The sequence below is a fragment of the Faecousia intestinalis genome (assembly GCF_040096185.1).
Taxonomy (GTDB): Bacteria; Bacillota; Clostridia; order Oscillospirales; family Oscillospiraceae; genus JAZOXB01.
Window position 1 is genome coordinate 1 of sequence record NZ_JBBMFF010000260.1, and the last position, 19,150, is coordinate 19,150.

Annotated in this window: 15 protein-coding genes; 5 read left to right on the forward strand and 10 right to left on the reverse strand. The window is 62.8% G+C overall.

All coding sequences use genetic code 11. From position 1 onward, the window contains the following. Positions 1–136 precede the first annotated feature (136 nt). The gene (locus WMO66_RS12735) at positions 137–772 is read left to right on the forward strand and encodes a lactate utilization protein (protein ID WP_349136801.1); all 636 of its coding nucleotides are present in this window, start codon (positions 137–139) and stop codon (positions 770–772) included. Positions 773–837: 65 nt separating this feature from the next. Here the strand turns inward: WMO66_RS12735 and WMO66_RS12740 are convergent, their stop codons facing one another. From WMO66_RS12740 to ylxM, 5 genes are all read right to left on the reverse strand, one after another. Continuing rightward, positions 838–2,568: an ABC transporter ATP-binding protein gene (locus WMO66_RS12740; protein WP_349136802.1), complete on the reverse strand. Its 1,731-nt coding sequence runs from the start codon at positions 2,566–2,568 to the stop codon at positions 838–840. A 119-nt stretch (positions 2,569–2,687) separates the two neighbouring features. Continuing rightward, a complete protein-coding gene (locus WMO66_RS12745) occupies positions 2,688–2,918 on the reverse strand; it encodes a KH domain-containing protein (RefSeq protein ID WP_349136803.1) in 231 nt (76 codons plus the stop codon). A 17-nt stretch (positions 2,919–2,935) separates the two neighbouring features. Further along, positions 2,936–3,175 (reverse strand): 30S ribosomal protein S16, encoded by a 240-nt coding sequence (gene rpsP, locus WMO66_RS12750; RefSeq protein WP_349136804.1) that lies wholly within the window; start codon positions 3,173–3,175, stop codon positions 2,936–2,938. A 60-nt stretch (positions 3,176–3,235) separates the two neighbouring features. Continuing rightward, positions 3,236–4,579 carry a signal recognition particle protein gene (gene ffh, locus WMO66_RS12755; RefSeq protein WP_349136805.1) on the reverse strand — a complete coding sequence of 448 codons (1,344 nt, stop codon included), beginning with the start codon at positions 4,577–4,579 and terminating at the stop codon, positions 3,236–3,238. Positions 4,580–4,581: 2 nt separating this feature from the next. After that, complete coding sequence (ylxM, locus tag WMO66_RS12760; protein ID WP_349136806.1) at positions 4,582–4,932, reverse strand: YlxM family DNA-binding protein; 351 nt, start codon at positions 4,930–4,932, stop codon at positions 4,582–4,584. 130 nt (positions 4,933–5,062) lie between these two features. On the opposite strand from ylxM, the gene WMO66_RS12765 reads away from it, so the two are divergent. Continuing rightward, complete coding sequence (locus WMO66_RS12765) at positions 5,063–5,860, forward strand: polysaccharide deacetylase family protein (RefSeq protein WP_349136807.1); 798 nt, start codon at positions 5,063–5,065, stop codon at positions 5,858–5,860. Here WMO66_RS12765 and WMO66_RS12770 read toward each other — a convergent pair. The 3 genes from WMO66_RS12770 to WMO66_RS12780 are packed head-to-tail and all read right to left on the reverse strand — an operon-like array spanning position 5,818 to position 12,674. Further along, complete coding sequence (locus WMO66_RS12770; protein WP_349136808.1) at positions 5,818–6,891, reverse strand: flavodoxin family protein; 1,074 nt, start codon at positions 6,889–6,891, stop codon at positions 5,818–5,820. The genes WMO66_RS12765 and WMO66_RS12770 overlap by 43 nt on opposite strands. Further along, positions 6,881–8,110, reverse strand: a complete 1,230-nt coding sequence (locus WMO66_RS12775; RefSeq protein ID WP_349136809.1) for a Rossmann-fold NAD(P)-binding domain-containing protein — start codon at positions 8,108–8,110, stop codon at positions 6,881–6,883. The genes WMO66_RS12770 and WMO66_RS12775 overlap by 11 nt, the downstream gene beginning before the upstream one ends. Next, positions 8,100–12,674 carry a cytidyltransferase-related domain protein gene (locus tag WMO66_RS12780; RefSeq protein WP_349136810.1) on the reverse strand — a complete coding sequence of 1,525 codons (4,575 nt, stop codon included), beginning with the start codon at positions 12,672–12,674 and terminating at the stop codon, positions 8,100–8,102. The genes WMO66_RS12775 and WMO66_RS12780 overlap by 11 nt, the downstream gene beginning before the upstream one ends. Positions 12,675–12,936: 262 nt before the next feature. Between WMO66_RS12780 and WMO66_RS12785 the strand changes: the two genes are divergently transcribed. Both WMO66_RS12785 and WMO66_RS12790 read left to right on the forward strand, forming a co-directional pair. Beyond that, positions 12,937–13,788 (forward strand): LptM family lipoprotein, encoded by an 852-nt coding sequence (locus tag WMO66_RS12785; protein WP_349136811.1) that lies wholly within the window; start codon positions 12,937–12,939, stop codon positions 13,786–13,788. 185 nt (positions 13,789–13,973) lie between these two features. After that, a complete protein-coding gene (locus WMO66_RS12790; protein WP_349136812.1) occupies positions 13,974–14,684 on the forward strand; it encodes a TetR/AcrR family transcriptional regulator in 711 nt (236 codons plus the stop codon). 61 nt (positions 14,685–14,745) lie between these two features. On the opposite strand, the gene WMO66_RS12795 is transcribed toward WMO66_RS12790, so the two are convergent. Then, positions 14,746–15,681, reverse strand: a complete 936-nt coding sequence (locus tag WMO66_RS12795; RefSeq protein WP_349136813.1) for a TIGR03943 family putative permease subunit — start codon at positions 15,679–15,681, stop codon at positions 14,746–14,748. 10 nt (positions 15,682–15,691) lie between these two features. Next, a complete protein-coding gene (locus WMO66_RS12800) occupies positions 15,692–16,858 on the reverse strand; it encodes a CobW family GTP-binding protein (RefSeq protein ID WP_349136814.1) in 1,167 nt (388 codons plus the stop codon). 265 nt (positions 16,859–17,123) lie between these two features. Between WMO66_RS12800 and WMO66_RS12805 the strand changes: the two genes are divergently transcribed. Further along, positions 17,124–19,130 carry an LTA synthase family protein gene (locus WMO66_RS12805; RefSeq protein WP_349136815.1) on the forward strand — a complete coding sequence of 669 codons (2,007 nt, stop codon included), beginning with the start codon at positions 17,124–17,126 and terminating at the stop codon, positions 19,128–19,130. The last annotated feature ends 20 nt before the right edge of the window (positions 19,131–19,150 follow it).

The following is a 19,150-nucleotide window of genomic DNA, read 5'->3' on the forward strand; positions in this document are numbered from 1 at the left end:
ACCCCATTTTATTCGCCGCCTGCGGGCGGCGAACTCTGCGAGGCTATTTGATATGCTGCTGCCCGGTTGTCCCAATTTGCTCCCTTGCATTTTTGCCTCCGGCGCGATAAAATGAAAGAAAAACGGAGGGATACCAATGGAACCTGTTTCGCTGTTTTATGAAAAGCGCGCGCAGCTCCTGCTGAAGAATCTTCGCGCCCGGCATTTTGATGCATGCTACTGCCCGGACCGTGCCTCTGCGCTTGCTGCTGCGCTGCGGCTGATCCCCCAGGAGTCATTGGTCGGCTGGGGCGGCGCGCGCTCTGCTGACCAGATCGGCCTGCAGCAGGCCCTGCGGGACGGCCCGTGGCGTGTCATCGACCGCGAGAGCATGCAGACGGATGCCGAGCGGGAGCAGGCTGCCCATGATTGCCTCTCTGCCGATTTCTTTCTGACCGGCGCGAATGCCGTCAGCCTTACGGGAGAACTGGTGAATATCGACGGCAAGGGAAACCGCGTTGCTGCCATCGTGTTCGGTCCGCGCGAGATCATCGTGATCGCCGGGATGAACAAGGTCGTCGATACGCTCGACGAGGCCGTGCGCCGTGCCCGAACGATCGCCGCACCGAAGAATGAGCAGCGCTTTCTCGGCAAGACGCCGTGCGCGCAGACCGGCTGCTGTGCCGACTGCCACGGCGAGGAGTGCATCTGCAATCAGATCCTCATCACGCGAAACTGCCGTCCTGCCGGACGCATCCATGTCATCCTCGTCGGCGAGGAGCTTGGCTTCTGAACAAAATTGGCGTAAAAAATCGGAGCCTCCGCTTTCAGAGCGGGGGCTCCGTGTTTTGCCAAGGGTCAGCCGTTTGCCACGTTGAACAGGGAATAGAACTGCTCACGGCGGGCCATCAGGGCGTCAAAGCTGCCGCGTTCGCAGATCTCGCCGTTTTTCAGAACGAGAATTTCATCATATTTCCGCAGCAGCGGCTCCTCGAGCCGGTGCGTAACAACAATACGTGTCAGACCCTCGATGGCCAGAATGGCGGCACTGACAGAATAGGCCGTGGCGGCATCCAGTGCTGCCGTGGCCTCGTCGATGAGCAGGACGGGCGTCTGCCGCAGCAGGCAGCGCGCGATAGAGATGCGCTGCCGCTCGCCGCCAGAGAGGCCGGAGCCGCCCTCACCGCAGATATAGTCCTCGCCGCGCTCGGCCAAAAGGGGAGTCAGACCGGCCTTCTCCGTGGCCTGCTGCACGAGCTTCTCATCAAAGTGGCGAAACATCGTGATATTGTTGCGGATGGTATCGTCGAAGATAAACACGTTCTGCTGCACGACGGAAACAAGGCCGTAGAGTGATTCCGTTGCAATGCTGCGCAGTTCGCGCTGATCGAAGCGGATGCTGCCCTGATAGTCGTTGCTGCTGCCCATGAGCAGGTTCACGAGCGTGGACTTGCCGCTGCCGGATGTGCCGACGATGGCATAGCTTTTTCCGGCCTCAAAGCGGACGGAAACGTCGTTCAGGACGGGCGCACTCTCGTGATAGCCGTAGGTCAGGTGATCGATGGTGATGCCGTCGCGCAGGACCGGGTCCATCTGTTCGCCGCTCTCGCGGACGTTTTTGCCCACGGCGTCGGCCAGCTTGTCGATGAGGGCAACGGCGGCACGGCGGTTGGCCAGGATGGGCGGCACGGAGCCGATGGGATCGACCACGAAGCTCATGAGCGGCAGGAACACGATGACAACGCCGGGTGTAACGCCCTGTTTCGTTACGGCAAGATATGCGCCGAACAGGAATACGCCGAGTTGGGCTACGATCCCTGCGCCGGTGCCGAGCATGGTGATGACCTCCTCCATGCGGCGGCGACGGCCCTTCGTCTCCTCCAGTTCCTCGTTGCGGCGGCAGAAGCGGGCAACGACCTCGGCCTCTGCCTTGAAGCTCTTGACAACGGAGAAGCCGGACAGGAGGTCCTTCGTCATGGCGACGAACGACTCGTTCTGCCGCGAGACCTCCGTCTCCATCCGCGCCAGCCTGTTGCCGCACAGGACGGAAACAGCCAGCGGCACGAGCGACAGCAGCAGGGCAAAGCCGGTGAGCAGGGGACTGTAGAGCAGCATCATGACCAGGCCGCCCACAAAGGAGACGCTCTTTGTCAGAAGTGTAAAGATCTTCGCAAGGTAATTTGTCTCGATGCAGACGGCATCATTCGTCAGGGCGGAGATATAGCGGCTCGTATTCTCGTCCGAGAACGTGCTGATGCTTTTCTTCGTCAGCTCCGTGAAGGCGTATTCTTTATACTGCTTCATGGCGCGCCGCAGAAAGGCGGGGTAGGTATAGCATTGCACCACATAGATCGTCGTCACGCTCACCAGAACACCGAGACACAGCCAGCACATGCGAACGAGCGGGGCAACGCTGTCGCCGGAGGCAATGTCGATGATCTGCTGCAGGATCCAGGCGACGGCCAGCAGCGCGCCGCCGAGCAGGAGCATTGCTCCTGCTGTGACAAAGAATGTGGCTTTATTTTTTCGATAGAACGTCGCGGTCAACTGCCTGCGCAGCGCCCGGACGCGGGGCGGATCAGATTTCATAACAGCGGTTCCTCCATGACAAGTTCGCATGCACGATAACGGTATGCACGCGGGCCGGCGGGGCAAAAGGGGGAAAAATGCAAAATGCCCGCTGCAGGGATGCAGCGAGCGAATTTGCATCAGTCCACAATGTCAACGGTGACGCGCTTGCCGTCACGCTGGGAGACGGCCTTGATGATGGTCCGGATCTCTTTTGCGATGCGTCCCTGGCGGCCGATGACCTTGCCCATATCCTCCGGCGCAACGTGAAGCTCCAGAACGGTGCTCTCGCCGTCCTCACGCTCCGTGACCGTCACGGCCTCGGGATCGTCAACAAGCTGCTTTGCCACATAGAGCAAGAGTTCCTTCATCGTGCAGTCCCTCTCGATCAAAGGACGTTAGCCTTTTTCAAAAGCGCCTTCACGGTGTCGGTCGGCTGAGCGCCGTTCTTGATCCACTGCTGGGCCTTCTCGGCGTCGACAGTGATGGTGGCCGGCTCGGTCAGGGGATCATAGGTGCCGATCTCTTCGATGCAGCGGCCGTCGCGCGGGCTGCGGGAATCAGCAACGATGATGCGGTAGTAAGGAGCCTTCTTCGCACCCATTCTTCTCAGTCTGATTTTAACCATGGGGTTTCACCTCCAAATAGAATTCAAAATATATCGTCAGACCTGGTTGCGGTCCAATGATCACATACCGGGGAAGCCGGGGAAGCCTCCCATTTTGCCGGGCAGCTTGCGCTTTTTGCCCTTGCCGTTCATCTGCTTCATAAGCTGCTGCATCTGGTCAAACTGCTTGAGCAGACGGTTAACGTCCTCGACCTTCTGGCCGCAGCCAAGCGCGATGCGGCGCTTGCGCGAGGAGTTCAGGCACGCGGGGTTCTCGCGCTCATAGGGCGTCATGGAGAGAATGATGGCTTCGACGCGGCCGAGGGCCGATTCGTCGACCTGCACATTCTTCATGCTGCCCATGCCGGGGATCATGCCGAGCAGGTCCTGCATGGGACCCATCTTGCGGATCTGCAGGAGCTGATCGTAGAAATCGGCGAGCGTGAACTTGTTGGCCCGCATCTTCTGCTCGAGCTCGGCGGCCTTCTTCTGGTCGAGGGCCTGCTCGGCCTTTTCGATCAGCGTGAGCACGTCGCCCATGCCGAGGATCCGCGAAGCCATGCGCTCCGGGTGGAACGGCTCGATCATGTCGAGCTTTTCGCCGGTGCCGATGAACTTGATGGGCTTGCCGGTGACGGCCTTGACGGACAGCGCAGCGCCGCCGCGGGCATCGCCGTCGAGCTTCGTGAGCATCACGCCGTCGATGTCCAGCCATTCGTTGAAGGACTGGGCGGCGTTCACGGCGTCCTGACCGGTCATGGCGTCCACGACGAGCAGAATTTCATTCGGCTGGACTTCAGCCTTGATGGACTTCAGCTCGTTCATCAGGGCCTCGTCCACATGCAGGCGGCCGGCCGTGTCGAGGAAGACCATGTCGTTGCCGTGCTGCTGCGCATGGCGGATGGCCGCCTTGGCGATCTTCACGGGGTTTTCCTGCCCCATCTGGAACACCGGGATGCCGAGCTGACCGCCGACGACCTCCAGCTGCTTGATGGCGGCAGGGCGGTAAATATCGCAGGCGACGAGCAGCGGGCGCTTGCCCTGCTTTTTGAACAGACCGGCGAGCTTTGCGCCGTTCGTGGTCTTGCCTGCGCCCTGCAGGCCGACGAGCATAACGACCGTCGGCGGCTTGGGGGAGATGGAAATACGCTGATTTTCGCTGCCCATCAGACGGATGAGCTCTTCGTTGACGATCTTGACGATCGTCTGTGCAGGGGTCAGGCTCTCCATCACGTCCTGCCCGGAGCAGCGCTCCGAAACGGACTTGACGAAGTCCTTGACGACTTTATAGCTGACGTCCGCCTCCAGAAGCGCAAGACGGATCTCACGCATGGCCTCCTTGATATCGGATTCGGACAGGCGGCCCTTGCCGCGCAGCTTTTTGAACGCGGCGTTCAGTTTTGCGGTCAGACCTTCAAATGCCATGGCTACTCCTTCAGGGAATCAACGGCGGCAAGGATGCGCTGGGCGCCCTGCCGGGTGGCGGGATCCCCGGCCTGCAGCAGGGGCTGGGCCTCGGCGGTGATCGCGGCGAGGGCATGGCGGAGCTTTTGCTCCCGGGCGACGCAGCCGGTCACGCGCTCGAACGAAGCGAGCAGCGCCTCGCTGCGGGAGATGGCGTCGTGAACGCCCTGACGGGAAATGCCCTCCTGCTCGGCGATCTCTGCCAGCGAGAGATCCTGATTGTAATAGAGGTCAAAATAGGTTTGCTGCTTTTCGGTCAGCAGCGCGCCGTAGGTGTCGAAGAGCAGGGACATGGTAAAGGCTTCCTGTTTCATGATACTGCCCCCCTTGACCTTGGGTATTATAGCAGACGGATGTGCGCTTGTCAAGAGAAAAAACTTGACAGCCGGGAAATTCGTGCCCTGCATATTTCCCGGCAGCGGCGGCATAAGCTGAGGCGAGGTGATGGACATGCGAAACTTTTACCGGCGGAATCTGCCCGTCCTGCTCGTGCTGGGCATCATTCTGGCCCTTGCGGGCGCGGGCGCGGCCAAGCAGGCAGCGGCGCTCCCGGCAGGCTCGTGGGGCCTGAGCTTCCAGCAGGAGGGCCAGCCGCCCGTGGGAAACACCACGGCGGACCGGCTGCGGCAGTATGATGCGGCCTTCCTTGGCGATACGGCGCAGAAGCGCATCTATCTCACGTTCGACGCGGGCTATGAGAACGGCTGCACGGCGCAGATCCTCGATGCGCTGCAGAAGCACCATGCTCCGGCGGCATTCTTCCTGGTCGGCAACTACATCGAGCGAAATCCAGACCTCGTCCGGCGCATGGCGCAGGAGGGGCATACGGTCGGCAATCACACCTACCACCACTGGGACATGTCGAAGATCGGGGAGATGGAGCAGTTCCGGCAGGAGCTCGAGTCCCTCGAGACGCTCTACCGTGACACGACCGGGCAGGAGCTTGCAAAATTCTACCGCCCGCCGCAGGGCATCTATTCCGAGAAAAATCTCGAAATGGCGCAGCAGCTCGGCTATCACACCGTGTTCTGGAGCCTTGCCTATGTGGACTGGCTGCAGGACGATCAGCCGACGTCGGAGCAGGCCTATGCCAAGCTCATCCCGCGCATCCACAACGGAGCCGTCGTGCTGCTGCACAGCACGTCCCAGACGAACGCGGCCATTCTCGACAGTCTGCTCACGCGCTGGGAGGAGATGGGCTATTCGTTCGGTGAAATTTCCGAGTTGTTCCCGGCGGGCTGACACAGGGAGCGCTGCATGGCAGCGGCAAAGTTGTCCAGCCGCCCGGCGATGCCCGGCAGAGCCTGCGCCGTTGGCAGGTCGTTCGCCGTTTCCAGCAGGCAGAAGCGCGGCGGCAGCGAGACGGTCTTGTTCAGGCACATCGCACCGAGCAGCTGGCGCGCGACGAGATCGCCGCCGGAGTAGCCGGAGACGATGACGCTGTAGAGCTGCTTTTCCGACAGGTCGCACTGCAGCAGCAGGCTCGTCAGGCGGTTGAACAGGGCCGTGAAATTTGCGCCGGCGGCATCGTTGTAGTTCGGGCAGAGGAACAGCATGGCGTCGCACTCGCGGATCGCGGGCAGGACGGTCTCGGAGATGGCTCCGCCGTAAAAGCAGCTGCCGCTGCGCGCAAAATGCAGGCACGCGCTGTAGGAGCAGCCGCGGCAGTCGTGGATCGTGCCGTTGCGCAGCGAAATTTCCGCAATGCTGCAGCAGCCGCTCAGGCGGCGGCTCAGCTCGCGGCCCATCCAGAGCGTGCTCGAGCGGCCGCTTTCGGAGGCATGCAGCACGAGCAGCTTCGGCCGCCCGACGCGCTTTGGGGAAAAGGCGAGCAGGCGTTCTCCCAGCTCCCTCGTGCGTGCACGGTATGTCTCCTCCCAGCTCATGCCGCGCCGCGCAGCGAGAATATGCTGGTTATAGAGGGAGCCCGTTCCCTCCACGAGCGGCTTGCCGGGCAGGGCCGCTCCGGCGAGATTCGCGGCGAGCGCCAGATCCTGCGCCAGCGCCTTGGTGTAGAGCTCCGTCTCTCCGTCGACAACGAAGCCGCAGACGGAGCCCTCCAGACAGCCCGGCTCGCTCCGCAGCCGCCGGAGCAGACGGAGCGTCGGCTCATCCATCCCGGCGGAGCCTGCATCGAGCGCAAACAGAATACGCGCGCCGCGCAGGTCACCCTGTGCATTGCGGACCGGAAGGTCGCACAACGCCGTCTCGATCACGTCCCTCAGGCGTGGCCCGGCAGACGGGCAGACGAGGGTCAGCGGCTCAGGCATCATGGCAGAAGGCCTTCAGCTCGAGACGCGCGGCCTCGATGCGGGCGAGCAGCGCGGGGTGGAGCGGCTCACGGCGCTGCAGCGGTCCGAGCGGCGTCATGCGCCGCTGTGCGCCGAGCCACACGCCGCCGAGCGGCAGCGCGGCATAGTAAGGCTGCCCGCGCACGAGGGACAGAATGCTTACGGCGGCAGAGGAGAGGGCGGGGGCGAGATACGGTTTGAAGCCGAGCGCCCGCACCTCGAGATTGGCATGCACGGTTCGCTCCGTCAGCCGGGCGGAGACCGCTTTGTCGTAGGCTGCGGGATCGTTTGCCGCGACAAGGCCGCCACCGTGCGGGCCGTAGACGCGGCCGTTCGAAAAGTCGATGCCGTCCTCCTGCGCGCACCAGCGGGCGCGCGCCTCCATCACGCCGAGGCCGAAGCCCTGCACCTGCTCCGGCAGCAGGCCGCAGCCGTCAAATTCCCCGGCGGCGTTGCGGTTGCTTTCGCGGAAAACGGCGCAGGCCAGCGGATCGACGGGGTCGGAGATCTGGCAGAACAGACCGGTAAAGTGCGTTTTGCGCGCCATGGCTGCATAGCTGCGCAGCATGGCGCGGTTTTTTTCGTATTGCGCCAGCCGCACGTCCGCCACGCCGGAGCCGACGGGCGGCACGCCGCGCGAGGCCGTGAACAGCAGCAGGTCGCAGTCGAACAGCGTGTCCTCCGTGCAGACGGTGACGGGTGGCAGTGGGTGGTCCAGCGGAAGGACCTGATTCAGCTCCAGCTCGTAGCGCCGGCACTGCGCGGCGTTCGGGTCATAGATGCGCAGCTCGCCCAGCTCCCGGCCGAGCAGCTTCAGCGCCAGCAGCAGCGTGCCGCCGACGTCGCCGAGCCCGACGAGCGTGACGCGCAGCGGCTGTGTGCGCTTCCGATGCCAGCGCTCCAGAACGGAGAATGCGGCGGAAAACGCCGTGTTCAGCACGCAGGCGCCGTTAGCCGCCACAAATTCGCGCAGCGGCTCGGCAGGCGTCGTCCCCTGCGCCGGCGGCAGCAGCACACCGGCCGTCTCGGCCTCGAAGACCTCGTCCAGCACGGTAACGGCAAACAGGCCGCGGGAGCGCAGCGGATCGCGCCGGACAAGAAACACCAGCGGGGAAAACGGCGCGTCTGCGGGCACGGCATCCGGCGGATAGGCTCCGCCCAGCGGGCACAGGCAGAAGCCGTGCCATTGTTTAAGCTCCATGGATCATTCCTCCTCGCATACGGATGCGGTCAAGCCGCAGCAGATCGTCCTCCAGACAGGCGGAGGCGGGAAGCGACAGGTCATAGCGCAGGGACCGTCCGCGGTCCGGCAGGCGCGGGCGGTAGAGGGCCTCGCCGAGGCGGCGCAGCGTCAGCGCCGTGCTGAACTGTTCCTGATGCGCCTGTTCGAGCGCGTGCAGGATGGAGAGCGTGTTCTCCAGCGCAGTGCGGCTGAGATCGCGGATGGCGGCATCCGTCGTTCCAACATAGTGGCGCGGGTAGTAATAGGGCAGGATCAGGTTGATGGAGGGCAGCATCCGCCCCGGCGCAGGCGTGCCGACGCTGTCGCCGCCGAGGAAGGGATACAGCAGGCTCTCCGTGACCCAGTAGTGCAGATTCGGGATGAAGTATTCGCACTCGACCTGCCGCCCCTGCACCTCCATGAGGTCGCGGCCGCGCGCCGAGAGAATGCCGACGACGACGGTGCGGATCTCCAGCTCCTCCGCGGCAAAGACCGGGCTGAGCTTGTCGAGGCGGTAACCGTTGTGCAGCAGATCGTCCACGAGGATGACCGGGCGGCGGAAGGCCTTGATGGTGCGGACCTGATTGCGCACGGTGTCGTAGCCGGGGTAGGCCGGGACGGAGAACGAGCTGCCGTCCGGCGCGAATGTCTTGTCCACATGCAGCGTCTTTGTGACGGTGTTCGGCACGATCTCGTCGGAGAGAATCTTGCCGTAGGGCACGCACATGGCCCGGCCGAGCTGCCCGGCCGGTGCGCCGAGTACACCGCCGAGCTTCTGCACGCGGTACATGAGCGACTGGTTGAGCAGCTCCGCGTCGAAGCTCAGCACGAGCCTGCCGGGATACAGCGCGCACAGCGCGCGGCGCAGCCGGGGCCGGGCGGACTCTACGGCGGCGCGCACCTGCGGCTCATCGTGGTGCGGCTTTTTGATGCACAGCAGCACGTCCTGAATGAGGACAATGGGGGCGCGCATGTCGACGCACAGCAGTCCCTCGGCATCCTCGACGGGGGAGAAGCCGAGCTCCTCCAGCCATTCGCCCTCGCAGCGGGCCAGCGCAAACGTGTGGTCGGACGCCAGACTGCGGGCGAGCAGCTCATTGACAAGCATGCGCCGCGTCTGCGCGTCGTCCGCCTCCACATGGTCGAGCTTCAGCAGCTTGCCGGAGGTCAGGCGGCGGACGGCCGAGGCGGCCTCGACGGAGCCGAGCTCCGCAAACAGGCTCGCCGGGCGCACGGTATGGCCGCAGCACCAGCCGACGGCCGCATGGCGCCTACGGCTGCGCAGCAGGATGGCCAGCGGCTCCGGCGTGCTGCGCAGCCGCTCGAACAGGGCAGGTGGGAGGTCGTCCTCCGTCCCCGTCACGATGCGGAATTCCAGCTCCTGCGCCTGCAGCACGTTCTTGTGCTGCGGGGAACGGAGATAGAGGTCGTATTCATAGATATAGGACTGGACGATCGGGTCGACAAGCATGGAGATATCGACGTCCTGATCGATGGATTCGCGGATACGCGTGGAGCTGATGCCCTCGAGCTGGGGCGGGAGCTCCAGAAACGTCACGCGGCCCTGCAGACGGGTGCGGATGTCCGTTTCGTCCGTCTCTCCGCGGCGGATGAGCAGGTGATCCAGCTCCTGTACACCGCCGGGGCGGAGCGAGCGGTAGGCCGAGGCTCCGCACACGACGTCACAGCCCGCCACGAGCGTCACGCTCCGGCCGGGAAAGCAGGATCGCAGGCGCGCGATGTCCTCCGGCATGGCGATGTTGATGGGGATGGCGTTCGGGAAGACATAGGTGTCCCACTGGTCGGCCACGGACATGTTGACGATCCGGCGGCGCAGCAGCCGCGCGAGTGTACGCTTGCTCCAGGAGAATTCGTCCACGGCGAGATAGACCTCATAGCCGAGCGCACGAATTTCCTGCACGATGCGCTTATGTCCGGCGGAAAACGGGTCAAACGTGCCGGGAAAGAATGCGGCCGGCAGCGGCGCGGGAAAGCGCAGCCCGCCCTGCACGACCTCCGCCTGCACAAGGAATCGGTACAGGTGATTCAGCATGGCAGCCCGGTTGAAGAACGTCAGCTTGCCCGGTGCAGGCTCGGCCAGCAGGCACAGGAGCTTTTTGCTCACGCGGGCAAAGCAGTGCGCCCGCAGGGAGAACGGCAGGCGTTCGCTGCCGATGACATCGTGGCACAGAACGGTCATGGCGCTGCGGTGCACGGACTCGTCATAGTGCGACACACCCGTCAGCAGCAGGCCGAGGCAGTGTTCCGCCAGCACGCTGTTTTCGGGCAGGGCGGAGATCAGACTGCCGAGCGTCCGGAGCGAGGTCGAGGCGGCGCGGGCGCTGCCGCTGCGCAGCAGACCGTCGAGGAAATCGATGCTTTCGCGGATCTCCTTTTCCGGCATGGTGCTCAGAAGCCGCCCGAGATAGCGGGGAATGAAGCGCGCGATCTGCTCCTGCCCGTTTTCCAGCTCGCGCATGAGGTCGACGATGATCTCATTGCGCTGGTCGACGCTCAGGCGCGTGCTGATGGTCAGAAGCGCGCGCCCGGCGTGCTCGCGCACGGGAAGGTGCTCGCTGACGGACAGCAGATTGGAAAGATGCGTCGCCGTGTGGAACGTGTTGCCCGTGTGCTGCAGCGCATCGGCCTGCAGCAGGTCGATCTGGGCATTTTTTACGACCCACGGCACGGCAGTCTTTAGATTGCTGAGGTAGAGCAGCGAAGCCTCGGATTCCGAGAGCGGCGCGGGCGTTTTGCCGGTCAGGCGGCCGCGCAGGGCACGCACGGCGGGAAGATCATCCGCAAGCGGCACAGCGGCCTCCTGCAGCAGGTCCTCCGGCGCGGCGGCACGGAAGCGCCGCAGGCAGCGCAGGGCCGCAATGCGGCGGCTCTGGTCCGGACCGCACAGCAGGGCGCGCAGCCGGTCCGCCGCCGGGGCGAGCGTGGAGACGGCATGCGGCGGGGTGTGGTAGAGGGCGTCGAGCAGCACGAAGCTGTCCTCGTCCGTGGCATTCGGCAGGCGCGAGAGCAGCGGCTGCGCCAGCCGCGCCGCGTCCTCCGTCTCGGCCAGAAGCGTTTCGGCAACGGCCTTCAGCGAGTTGGAGATGCGCTGGGCGTGCTTCGGAGAGATTTTGTGGTCGGGGTGCAGGCACTGCGCCACGGTCTGCTCCCACAGGCCGAGCGATTCCTCCAGCACGGAGAGCATCGCGGGCGCGGCTGCGTCCTGCGGCGCAGCGGAGGGCAGCTCCTTGCGGTATTTCGGCCCGCTGTTTGCCAGAACGCTGCCCATGAGCTGCCCGGCCAGACGGCGAACGTCGCCCTCGGGATACAGCAGCAGCTCATAGAGGAAGGCGAGCAGCTTGCGCTTGTTTCCGCCGGACATATAGGTGTGGTATTCCTGAAACAGCTCGAGGTAGGTGCGGATGCGCAGCGTGTTCTTCTCGCCGCGGGCCTGCTCGAGCAGCTGATCGAACGACGCGTCCGTGCTGACGGTGTGCATCAGGCGGATGGCGTGGTCGAACGTCAGCGCGCGCAGGGCGTCCAGCGCCTCCTGCTGCGTGAGCAGGGCGGGGTCGCGCGTTTCGCGCTGCGGCGCGGGGCCGGGCTCCGTGGCCGCGCCGCGGCTGTGCAGATAGGCTTCAAAATCGCGCAGCTTCGTATAGACCGTGCGGTAACGGCGCTCCTTTTCCGGCGTAACGTCCGCCAGCTTTGAAAGGATCATCGCATAGGCCTCTGCCAGTGAATAAATGCGCACGGTCTCGCGTCCGCCCTCGCGCGTGCCGCGCACGCGGAAGTCCGCATAGATGAGCAGCAGGGACTCCACGGGCAGATTCTCAAATTCGAGGTCCCAGGTGGAGTGGTTCGCGGAGATATGCGCGATGTGCTCCATGCCGTGGCCGGACAGCCACTGCCAGGTATAATAATAGTGCAGATAGGGGATGCGCTTTGCATCCGCGCCGCGGCAGCCGAACTTGCCGATATCGTGGCACAGGGCGGCCGCGCTGACGAGCGGGACGTCGACAGGAAGCCCGGCTTCCTTCGCGCACTGGGCGGTCAGCGTGGCGATGTTGTGCACGCCGATGGTGTGCGAAGCGGCGTCAAACGGCAGAAGCTCCCGGCCGATGCGCAGCATGGTCACAAAATGCGAGGCGTGCAGTGCGGCGTGGAAGGCGGGCAGCTCATCGGCGACACGGCTTCCGTCCTCCGGGCCGTGCGCAGCCAGATCGGTCAGCATATCGAACGGCGCATCCTCGCAGGCGAGCACGCCGTCCAGCAGCTCGGCCAGCGCGGCAAGCACCGGTGCCTCGGGCGGGGCCTGATAGGCGGGATCGGGGAACAGACCGTTGTCCAGCCACGCATACAGCGCGGGCAGCCATCCGGCCTCCGGCTCCGGCGCAAGGCGCGCCAGCAGCGGGCGCAGGGCGGTCACGACGGCGGAGCATACGCTGCTCCGATCATACTCCAGTCCGTTCAGCAGCTCGGCCGCGCCCTCCAGCCCGGCGGGCGGCACGAGCGCATTCAGTTTTTCCCGGGAAAAATACACGGCAGTCATCCTCTCCGTACAGGTGTTTCCAAAACATACCCTTATTATAATAGAATCTTTCGGTTAAAACAAGGGCAGCACCGCATAATTCAGCGAGAGCATTCGGTGAAGGCCGAAGCTGCAATTGTGCGGTGCTGCCCAGAAAAAGAAACGCAAAATCTGCGGAACGGATGCGCAGAAATCGCGTCTGAATAGATAGAACAGTTTTGAGCAAATACACTTGCTGACATATTTTACGATTTTTGACGAAAGGATGATGGAGATGAAAAAGCTGATCTCCGCGCTGTGCGCGCTGATGCTGGCCGTTTCGCTTGCCGCCTGTTCCCGAGGCCCGGCGGAGCACGGCGGGCTGCTGCCGCTTGACCCAACGGACCCGCCCGCAACGGAAGCACCGACCGCCGCACCGACCGACCCCACGCAGCCGCCCGAGCCGGTCGAGCTGCCCAATGCCGGGACGCTGGCCGCTCTGGCATACGACGGCGCGGCCCTGTGCCTGTGCCAGTGGTCGCGCAGCGGGGAGCTGGAGCACAGCGGCATGCTGGACGCCGCTGCGGTCGCTGCGGTGCTCGATGCCGCCAATGCTGCGCAGTGGGTCGAGCGCAAAGCGCCGGGCGTGCAGGAATTCTCGTTTGACAGCTATGTGACGCTCAGCTCGCCAGCGGGCGGCGGCACGCTGCTCACGCTCTGGAAGGGCGTCTCCGCCCTGTGTCTGGATGCACCCGGCGGCCGTGTCTGGCTGGACCAGCCGGAGGGCGCGGATCTCGCTGCCGCCCTGCAGGGGCTGGAGCAGCAGGATGCCTATCCGCGCAGCCTCTACGCCGTCGGCGTGACCGGGTCCGCTGAGGACGAGAACATCGCCCAGAGTGCTGCCGGAGCCATGGTGCAGAGCCTGAGCGCCCACGAGGCCCGCGACGGCGCGAGCAGCGGAGTCGAATCGCTCTGCGGCAACCGCCTGCGCTTCACGTTCCGCTGCAGGCTCCGTGTCCCGGAGGACAGCGCTGCAGCATGGGGCGTGACGCCCGATGCCGCCGGAGAGGCGGAGTTGACGCGCAGCTGTGTCCTCGTCCGTGATGCCGTCGGCTTCTGGCACCCGGCTGTGGTGGAAAATGTATAATGCATAGTGTGATCCCCGACCGGAAGGCCGGGGATCGCTTTATGCAGACAATGAGAAAAGTTGATAATTCCAGGAGAATACCAAGAAAATCCACAAATTCACGCTTGCAAAATTCGACAGCATGTGATATCATTTGACCGGAGTTTATTTTTGATTCATATATTCAGTTGAAAGGAGCGAGTGCCATGCCGGGTCATGGGCTGCAGGCCAGAGGAATTGCACGCGAACAGAAGATGATCTATGCGGGGATGACGCTCTTCCTCGAGCAGGGCTACGAGCGCACGACGACGGCACAGATCGCCCGCAAGGCCGGGATGTCTCCGGCATCGTTTTTTGCCGCGTTTGAAAATAAGGAGGCGCTGCTGCTGCGCCTGACGCAGATCATGTTCCGCTCACAGTTTTCCCGCGCGGAGAAGATGCTCCCGGCGGATCAGTCGCCGCTGCTGCTGTACGCCATGGAGACGGGGCTGCAGCTCCATATCGCGGAGTGCTCCGAGCCGCTGCGCGACCTGTATGTCACGGCGTATTCGCTGCCGTCGACGTCCGATTTCATCAACCGGAGCATGACGCCCCGGCTGCGCCAGATCTTCTCCCGCTGGATGAAGCGCGCGGACGACAGCGAGCTGTTTGAGCTGGAGCTGGCCTCCGCCGGTGTCACGCGGAGCTATATGTCCGTCCCGTGCGATATGTACTTCACGATGGAGCGGAAGATCCGCCGCTATCTTTCGTGCTGCTTCCGCCTCTACTGCGTGCCGGAAAAAGAATACGCCCCTTATGTGGAGCGCGTCCTGCAGACGGATCTGCATCAGGTGGCGGAGAACATCGTCGCAGAAACGGTCCAGAATGCCGCAGCGGCCTTCGCTGCGACCATGGGAGCAGCTGCGGACGAAAACTGAGCCAAAAAAATCCTGCCGGAGTGGCTGACTCCGGCAGGATTTTGCTATATGAGGGCTTGATTCAGAATGTCGCGACCTCGTTCTTCGCGGGTTCGGCGGGCGTTACGCGGATGGCCGTCAGGATGGGGCCGGTGCCGCGGTAGAGCGCATGGAAGCGGACGGAGACCGTCGCCTCGACCGTGACCCACTCGCGGGCATGCAGAGAGGCGGCGTCGGCGTATTTGCACGGCAAACCCATGAAGGCGATGTCTTCCACGCAGCACGTCATGACAAAGCGGCCGGGCGCAAAGTAGCCGTCGCGGTCCTTTTTCAGGCGGGCGACCTGTCCCTTGAAGCGGACGGTCTTGCCGTCGTACTTCTTCGGCTCCTCCGTGATGTCGCGGTACCAGAGCGCGAAATCATCGTCGCCGATCTCCACGACCGGGGCGTTGATGTCAAAGGGGAGCGGGTCCTCGATCTCGTCGGGCTGCGTCGTTCCGTCGGTGTATTCATAGAGGATGCCGACGCGGCGGTTCAGCGCGCGGGCGAGCTTGTGCAGCGGCATGATGTCCGTGCCCGGTGCAAGACGATTGAACACGACCATCTCACAGCCCGTGAGCTTGTCCACCACAAGGGAGCGCATGTTGGCGTTGTAGGCGAGGATGCTCGTGCCGTCGGCAAACATGACCTCCTGCGCGATCTGCCAGTCCTCCGGCATTTTCTGGTAGAACGGGCCGACCTGCAGCATGCCGTTGAGCTCGACGACGACGCGCTCGCAGTGGTGCTTTTTGAACAGCTGCGAAAGCTCCTCGGTCGTAACGGCTTCCTGATCGATCACCTCGGGATAGACATGCTGGTAGGGATAGGTGGAGAGGTCATATTCCTCCTCGCCCTCCTCGCAGATGAGCAGCAGCGTGCGCTCGCCTGCGTTGAAGCGTTCGTCCTCCAGCGTCTCCTGAATGAATTTCGTTTTTCCGGCGTCCAGAAAGCCGGTGAAGGCATAGACGGGAATGGCCATGGCAGCCTCCTTACACGCCGAACAGGGCGGCGAGTGCCTTTTCGTCCAGCTTCGAGCCGATGACGCACAGACGGCCCGTCACAGCGGCCGTGCCGGTGCGGACGTCGATCTCGCCGGGCACATGGTCAAAGTGCAGCCACGTGCCGTCCGCCGTCGGAACGATGCCCTTGGCGCGCAGCACGATGCCATAGGTCTCGCCGTTGTCCAGTGCGGCGAGGGCATTGCGGATTTCTTCCTCGGTGAACTTCTTCGGCGTCTCGACGCCCCAGCTCTGGAAGACCTCGTCGGCGTCGTGGCCGTGATGATGGTGATGATGGCAGCAGTGGTGCTCGTCCTCATCCTCGTCATGGTCGTGATGATGGCAGCAGTGATGCTCATGCTCATCATCGTCTTCATCGTGGTCATGATGGTGATGGCAGTGATGCTCATCCTCGTCATCATGGTCATGATGGTGGCAGCAATGATGCTCGTGCTCGTTGTCATCGTCATGATGATGGTGATGATGGTGCTCTTCCTCTTCGTCCTCGTCGTCCTCCTCGGACTGGGCGCTGCGGATCATGTCAGCCAGCTCTTCGGTGAGCGTGTGCTGCTTCTGCATGGCCTCGAGGATCTGTGCGCCGGAGAGCTGGTCCCACGGCGTCGTGATGATGACGGCGTTCTGATTGTGCTCGCGCAGCAGGGCCACGGCGGCAGCCAGCTTCTCCTCGGAGATGGAGCCGGTGCGGCTGAGAATGATGGCGGAGGCGGTCTCAATCTGGTTCGTGTAGAATTCACCGAAATTCTTCAGATAGACCTTGCACTTCGTGGCATCCGCCACGGTGATGAAGCTGCCGAGCGTGACGCTCTCGTCCGCAACACGCTCTACGGCGCCGATGACGTCGCTGAGCTTGCCGACGCCGGACGGCTCGATGAGGATGCGGTCGGGATGATAGTCGGAGATGACCTGCTTCAGCGCGCGGCCGAAGTCGCCGACGAGCGAGCAGCAGATGCAGCCGGAGTTCATCTCGTTGACCTGAATGCCGGCGTCCTGCATGAAGCCGCCGTCAATGCCGATCTCGCCGAACTCGTTTTCGATGAGGACGATCTTTTCACCCTGATAGGCCTCGCGGATCATCTTTTTAATGAGCGTGGTCTTGCCCGCGCCGAGGAATCCGGAGTAAATGTCAATGGTAGTCATGAATTTTCTGCTTCCTTTCCAAACGAAGGCCGCAAAGCGGCATTCGGCTGTTATTTCATCCTATATTATATCACCCGTGTAAAGCCCCTGCAAGAAATTTTCGATTTTTTGATCGGAAATTCACATAGGCTCCGCTTTTTCGTTACAAACTGTTTTCAATTGTGGCGAAACTTTGAATTTTGGAAAAGAACTGGAAAAATCCTTGCTTTTTTCGGGGTAAGTGTTATACTGTTAGCGCAGAATTATGACTTCTGGGGTGATGAAAATGAAGCGTCCCTTTTCGCTCCGCCGAGTTGGAAAGGAATGGAACCGTGAAAATATTCTCCGTTTTTTGGGCTATATCCTTGCTGCGTTCGTCATCAATTTGGCGCTTGAATGCCTGTCGCGCAGGTCCCTTGGCGATGGCCTGCACTATATGGTGACGCGACCGTGGCAGTTTTTTTATGACTCTCTCATTATTTTATTCACGCTGTCTCTCTCACTGCTGTTCCGCAAGCGCAGCTTCTGCTTCCTGCTGTTCGCCGCTGTTTGGATCGGGCTTGGCCTTGCCAACTGCATCCTGCTCGGCTTCCGCGCCACGCCGCTGACGGCGCCGGATATCTGGCTGCTGTCGTCCGTGCGGGACATCATCGAGATCTATATGAGCCAGCCGGTGCTGATCCTCCTGATGCTGGGCATCGCGGCCCTCATCGGCGTGATCGTCCTCCTGTGGCTGCGCGCGAAGAAGACGCGCCCGTCCTATTATTTCGCTGCCGTGCAGGTCCTGCTCTGCGGCGTGATCCTCGCGGGCTTTACGGTCGCCTTCCTCCGCAGCGGGACGCTGGCCTCGCATTTCCCCAATCTGCCGGATGCCTACGACTCCAACGGCTTTGCCTACTGCTTCTCCGCCAGTGCGGTGACGCAGGGCATCAGCGAGCCGGACGGCTATTCGCAGGAAGCGATCGACGTGCTCCTCAGCGAGCAGGACGACCTGCCTGACGACCGGGTGCGCACGCCGAATTTCATCTTTGTGCAGCTCGAGTCATTCTTTGACGCGAATTATCTGAAGGACCTGACATACGGCGAAAATCCGGTCCCAAATTTTGAGCGGCTGAAGGAGACGTGCTCCAGCGGCCTGTTCTATGTGCCGTCCATCGGCGCGGGCACGGCGAACACCGAGTTCGAGGTCCTCTCCGGCATGAATCTCGACCATTTCGGCGTCGGGGAGTATCCCTACAAGACCGTCGTCAAGAACCGGACCTGCGAATCCATGGCCTATGCGCTGCAGAGCGCGGGCTATTCCACCCACGCCATCCATAATAATAACGCCACATTCTACAGCCGCGACCGCGTCTATGCCAATTTCGGCTTCGAGACGTTCACGTCGCTGGAATACATGCACGACGTCGAGCGGAATCCGCTCGGCTGGGCAAAGGATTTCGTTCTGACGGAGGAAATTTTGAAGGCGCTGCGCTCCACCGAGGACCGCGATCTTGTTTTCACGGTCTCCGTGCAGCCCCACGGCAAGTATCCCACGGCGCCGCTGGAAGGCGCGCGAACCATCAGGGTCACGGGGGAGGAGGCCGAATCCCGCCGCGCCGGGCTGGAGTATTACCTCTACCAGCTCAAGCAGACGGATGCCTTTGTCGCGCGCCTTGTGCGCCGGCTCTCCACGTTCAGCGAGCCGACGGTCGTCGTATTCTACGGCGATCATCTGCCGAGCTTCGGCATCACGCAGGACGAGCTGAGCTGCGGCACCGTGCAGTCTACGGAATATGTCATCTGGACGAATTTCCACGCCAAAAAGGTCGACCGCGACGTGCAGGCCTATCAGCTGGCCGCCATGGTGCTCGACCGCTTCGGCGTCCACGACGGCACGATCCTGCGCTATCATCAGAGCCACGGCTACGATGAGACCGGCAGCGAGACCTTCCAGAACGGCCTGTGCATGCTGGAGTATGACATGCTATATGGCAAGCACTATGCAACGGGCGGGGAGATGGCGGTGCAGCCGATGGAGCTGCAGTTTGGTGTCGACAAGATCATGCTCACCGGCGTGAGCAGCAGCGACGCCGGCCTGACCGTCCACGGCACGAACTTCACGCCGTACAGCGTCATTCTGGTCGACGGCGAGCAGGTGCCGACGGAGTATATCGACGAGCAAACGCTGGCAGCGGCGGATACGCCGCTCAGTCCTGGCAAGATTCTGTCTGTTGCACAGGTCTCCGCCACGGATACGCTCAGGATCCTCAGTCAGACGCCGGACTGGACCGTCCCGGCGAAAAAATCGTAAGTAATAACAGGACCCGATGC